Below are 6,022 nucleotides of genomic sequence, written 5' to 3' on the forward strand. Positions count from 1 at the left end.
AAGTTCAAAGCTCTTGAATTCAAGAAGGGTCAAGAAGGCGTTCACAAGTATACAGTTGAAGAAGTCGCAGGAACAGATGCAACAGTATCATACGATACAATGAAAGCAGAAGTAACTGTAACAGTATCACACGACGGAACAGCTAAAGTATTAGTTGTCAACGTAACAGATGCTCCAGATAAAGAATTCAACAACCGTGTAACACCTCCAGAAGAACCTAAGTTCCAACCAGAGAAATACGTTGTTTCTAAAGAGAAATACGATATCACTGGTGACAAGCTCGTTGACGATGATAGAGAGTTGGCAGACAAGTACGCAGATACTAATGCGGACCCATATGCGGACGATGCATCAAACAACGAAAAAGAAAACTTGAACACCAAGACTGTGAACCGTGGCGACAAGTTGGTTTACCAAGTATGGTTGGATACAACTAAATTTGACGCAGCTAACAAGGACAACATCCAAACAGTAGGTATTTCAGATAACTATGATGAAGCTAAATTAAATCTTAATGCGGCTGACATCAAAGCTTACGACTCTGTAACAGGTGCAGAAGTAACAGATAAATTCGATATCGCTGTCAACAACGGTGTGATCACTGCAACCCTTAAAGATGGCTTCACTAAGTCACTTGGCGATGCAGAAAACACACAAGTTATCGACACAACTAAATTCGAATTCGGACGTTACTATAAATTTGATATCCCAACAACAGTGAAAGACGATGTGGTAGCTGGTGCAGATATCGAAAATACTGCGGCTCAAGTAGTTAACTATTACAACCCAACTACTAAGAAAGTTGAAAAACCTGAAAAACCAACTGAAAAACGTGTTAACAATGTTCCAATCTCAGTAGAATTTAACTTCACTAAGAAATTGGAAGGTCGTGCTCTTAAAGATGGTGAATTCACATTCGAGTTGAAAGACAGTGACAATGTTTTGATTGCGACTGCAACCAACGATGAGAACGGTAACTTCAAGTTCACTCCAGTTGATTACACAAACAAAGCTGGTGAAACTGTTACTGCCCTTAAATACAAGAAGGGTCAAGAGGGTACTTACAAGTACACAGTAGAAGAGGTTAAAGGTACAGACGCAACTGTCACTTATGATGAAATGAAAGCTATCGTAACTGTTACTGTTTCTCATGACGGTACAGCCAAAGCCTTGATCACAAACGTGACAGAACCTGCCGATAAAGAATTCAACAACCGTGTAACACCTCCGGAAGAACCTAAGTTCCAACCAGAGAAATACGTTGTTTCTAAAGCGAAATTCGATATTACAGGTACTAAGCTCGTTGATGATGATTCTGAATTGACTGATAAATATGGTGAAACAAATACAAACCCATATGTCGATACAACTGCCAACAACGAAGATGAAAACTTGAATACGAAACCAGTTGAACGCGGTCAAAAACTTTACTACCAAGTATGGTTGGATACAACTAAATTTGACGCAGCTAACAAGGACAACATCCAAACAGTAGGTATTTCAGATAACTATGATGAAGCTAAATTAAATCTTAATGCGGCTGACATCAAAGCTTACGACTCTGTAACAGGTGCAGAAGTAACAGATAAATTCGATATCGCTGTCAACAACGGTGTGATCACTGCAACCCTTAAAGATGGCTTCACTAAGTCACTTGGCGATGCAGAAAACACACAAGTCATCGACACAACTAAATTCGCATTTGGACGTTACTACAAGTTCGACATCCCAACAACAGTGAAAGCTGATGTACCTGGTGGTGTAGACATCGAAAATACTGCGGCTCAAGTAGTCAACTACTACAACCCAACTACTAAGAAAGTTGAAAAACCAAGCAAACCAACTGAAAAACGTGTCAACAACGTTCCAGTTGAAGTGGAATTCAACTTCACGAAGCGCTTGGAAGGCCGTGAGCTTAAAGCTAACGAATTCAGCTTCATGCTTAAAGATTCAACTGGTAAAGAAGTTGAGACTGTAAGCAATGATGCTTCTGGTAACGTTAAGTTCAAAGCTCTTGAATTCAAGAAGGGTGACGAAGGCGTACACAACTACACAGTAGAAGAAGTTAAAGGATCTGACGCAACCGTTACATACGATACAATGAAAGCGAATGTAACAGTTACAGTGAAACACGATGGTACAGCTAAAGTACTTATCGCGACTGTAGGCGAAATTGCGGATAAAGAATTTAACAACCGTGTAACCCCTCCTGAAACTCCAGAATTCAATCCAGAAAAATATGTTCTAAACGAAAAAGAATTTGATTTGACTGGAACTTCATTATTAGATGATGATAAAGAGTTGGCAGACAAGTACGCAGATACCAATGCGAACCCATATGCGGACGATGCATCTAATAACGAAGCAGCGAATATCAATACTAAATCAGTTAAACCAGGTCAAAAACTTGTTTACCAAGTATGGTTGGATACAACTAAATTTGATGCAAACAACAAAGACCATATCCAATCAGTAGGAATCTCAGATGACTACGATGAGGCTAAAGTTGATGTAGATGGTTCAGCAATCAAAGCTTATGATGGTAAGACTGGTGCGGATGTAACAGCTAAATTCGATATCACTGTGAACAACGGTGTGATTACTGCAACTCTTAAAGATGGCTTCACTAAGTCACTTGGCGATGCAGAAAACACACAAGTTATCGACACAACTAAATTCGAATTCGGACGTTACTACAAGTTTGATATCCCAGCTACAGTGAAAGCTGACGTTAAAGGCGGAGTAGATATCGAAAATACTGCGGCTCAAGTAGTTAACTATTACAACCCAACTACTAAGAAAGTTGAAAAACCAAGCAAACCAACTGAAAAACGTGTCAACAACGTTCCAGTTGAAGTGGAATTCAACTTCACTAAACGCTTGGAAGGTCGTGAACTTAAAGCCAATGAATTCAGCTTCGTTCTTAAAGACAAAGATGGTGTAGTGGTTACGACAGTAACAAATGATGCTAACGGAAACATCAAATTCACTCCAGTTAAATATACTAATAAAGAAGGAAAAGAAGTAACCGCTCTTGAATTCAAACGTGGAGAAGAAGGTACCTATATCTATCATGTAGAAGAAATCCGTGGCACAGATTCTAGCGTTGTATACGATAAGATGGTTGCAACTGTTGGTATCGTGGTGAATAAAGCAGGTAAGGTATTAGTAGCTACTACTAAGTTGCCAGAAGATACAGAGTTTAATAACACTGTTATTCCGCCAACACCACCAACACCACCAACACCACCAACACCGCCAACACCGCCAACACCGCCAACACCACCAACACCACCTACAACTCCTCCAGCTCCAGCACTTCCTGAAACTGGTGAAGAACAATCAGCATCTGCCGCATTGTTAGGTGCTGCACTTGGTATGGTTGGCCTTGCGGGACTTGCAAAACGCAAAAAACGCGAAGACTAAAATTGAGGTGACATCAGCAAACTTGTTGATGAGGTGACAATTTTAGATCCAACAGGAAGAGGCTTTGCTCGAAAGAGCAAGGCCTCTTTGTTTGTTATTGAAAAAACTAAGAAAAAATGACCTATTTATATATAGAGAGAAATACATATTTAAAAATGTTTTAAAAAAATGTACGTATTATGAAAAAATATGATAAATCGCTTAAATTCAAAGAGAATCAGCATTTAAATTGGGAAAAATATAGGAGAATCATATATTTTTGAATATATGATTCAAAATTGTTGACATTACTAGGTAGTGTGAAGTACAATATAAAGGTATCATGGAAACATGAAATGAAATTATAGGAGATTTTTGGGAAATGAAAGATATGTTTAATAGACGTCAACGTTTTTCATTGAGAAAATACAGTTTCGGGGTATGCTCAGTATTGTTAGGTACGGCATTATTCTTAGCTGGAGCACAGACTGTTTCTGCGGATGAAAATGAGACTAGTACGGATGCAGTTTCAGCAAACGCAGTGGTTCCGACAAATGCCGATACAAGTACTGGAAATACAGAGGCACCAACTGCTTATGCAGCAGATGCAGCTCTTCCAACAAGTGGAGGTTCTTCTGTAGAAAACCCAAGCGAACAAGGGAATTCAGAAGCTGGTTCAGCTAACCGGTCTGCTTCAGATTCGGAAACACCTCGCGTTCGTTCGCGTCGTGACACCTCTGCTCAACCAGCTGCAGCAGAAGCTTCAAAAGAACTGACTGCATCTATCGAAGCTGGTGATGAGTATGTGACTATTCGTACAGATGCGGCTGCGACTGTTACTGTCACTGTGGATGGTCAAGCAGTTTCTATCAGTGGTTCTAATGGGGTTTATACCTTTAAACGCCCTTCTTCAGGTGGAACTGTAGTAGCAACTGTAACCGATGAATCTGGAAAAACAGTCACCAAACAATTGAATGTTTCTCCAACTACGGTGAACGGCGTTATTAAACCTACTGATTCATCTCTGACCATTGCAAATAAATTTGACTCTACAGGGATTACGACTGATAAAGAAGCTCCTTATGTTGTGAAGAATGCCGGAGTAGAATTTAATAAGGTCAATGCAGATGGTAGCATTTCCTTGACAGGAACTTCTTGGACACGATTAGCAGGTGGATGGGCTAAAGATAAAGCTTTCCCTCTTGGCGCTCATATGATTATGAACTTCCAAAATCCAACCTTCTATGAAAATATTGAAAAAATCACAATCAAACCAACGGCATCAGGGAGTGCACAAAGCTTTACACGACATGAAGATGGTTCAGTTTGGTCAGTTCCAATTGCCAACAACACTGTAGCTTCAGGTGGTATTGGGGCAGCTTATGACCACCCAATCACAATTACCTTGAAAAATGGCAAGACCCTAAACGATCTTGGACTTGCCAATACTCCATTGTCATTCTCATCTGCATGGATTACAGGTAAGGATTATGGAAGAGTTATTCCAAACAAATTAGTTCGTGAAAGTATTGACAACTCATGGTTTATCGCGGCAGGTAATGAGAAAAAAGAAGCTTCTGATAATGGTTTAACAAATGCCTTTACAGGTACACCTGGTACTGGTGTGAATACTCAACCAACCTTGAAAGTGCTTCCACGCTTTACAAGTGATGGAAAAGCAGATTCAATTGAATTGGTCTATACCATGAAAGTTTCAGCGGCTATGGGTGTCATAAACCTAGGTTCAAATACTTTCCAATCTGTCCCATACATTGAACAAGTATTGCCTAAGAGTCTTTTGCCATACCTAGACTTGAACGAAACATATATTTATAAATCTGATGCAGATGGTTCTGCTGTCAGTGGCGTTCAAAAAACTAAAGTTGTGATGGATGCATCAGGAAAACTTGATACACGTAAGACAGATGCCATTAGTATTGCCACAAAATCAAACCCATCACAAAGTGATGTGGATAAAGTTCGTAATTATATCGATAAGAACATCCTTGGAACAGCTTCAGGACAACTTGGTTCATATACTATTTCGTATAAATTTAAAGATACAATTGATTCAGTTGAATTAGCTAAGAAATTGAACGAAGAGATCAAGAAAAACAATGGTATGCTCCTCTTTGAACAGTGGATGGAACGTGGAGTCAAACCAAACTTGAATGCTATTCAACGTAGTTGGAAGGGGAACACTGAAGGTGTTCATCAAGGTTCATATGCCAATGCTTTCCTTGATACGAACCTATTGACTGTTAATGCACCTAAAAATCAAACTTATGATGTGACTTACAGTAAATCTGAAGTAACTGCTGGCGATACAACTCAACCACAAATTCCACTTGTACGTGATGTTGAAGGCAAGGAAGTACCTGTTCCTTCTGGTACAGCTTTCAAAGCTGGAACACTTCCAGCTGGAATTGATTCTGTTTCTGTTGATGAAGATACAGGGGCGATTACAAGTAAGACTTCTGCTAATGCTACACCTGGTTTAGTAAATGTGCCTATGCTTGTCACTTACCCAGATGGTACAACTGAAACAGTTAATGTTCCAATTGAAATCAAAGCTAAGGAAACAGACGCAGATAAGAACACGCCAACACCTAAGGAC

At 39.7% G+C, this 6,022-nt stretch carries 2 protein-coding genes; both read left to right on the forward strand.

Going from position 1 to position 6,022, the window contains the following annotated elements; translation table 11 throughout:
• On the forward strand, positions 1 to 3,426 hold a 3,426-nt coding region (locus tag HMPREF2926_RS10355; RefSeq protein WP_218108109.1), incomplete at its 5' end, for an SspB-related isopeptide-forming adhesin.
• Positions 3,427 to 3,787: 361 nt separating this feature from the next.
• A partial coding sequence (locus HMPREF2926_RS10360) for a YPDG domain-containing protein (protein WP_070587852.1) occupies positions 3,788 to 6,022 on the forward strand: 2,235 nt, incomplete at its 3' end.

Origin of the sequence: Streptococcus sp. HMSC078D09 (assembly GCF_001813675.1) — a bacterium.
Classification (GTDB): Bacteria; Bacillota; Bacilli; order Lactobacillales; family Streptococcaceae; genus Streptococcus.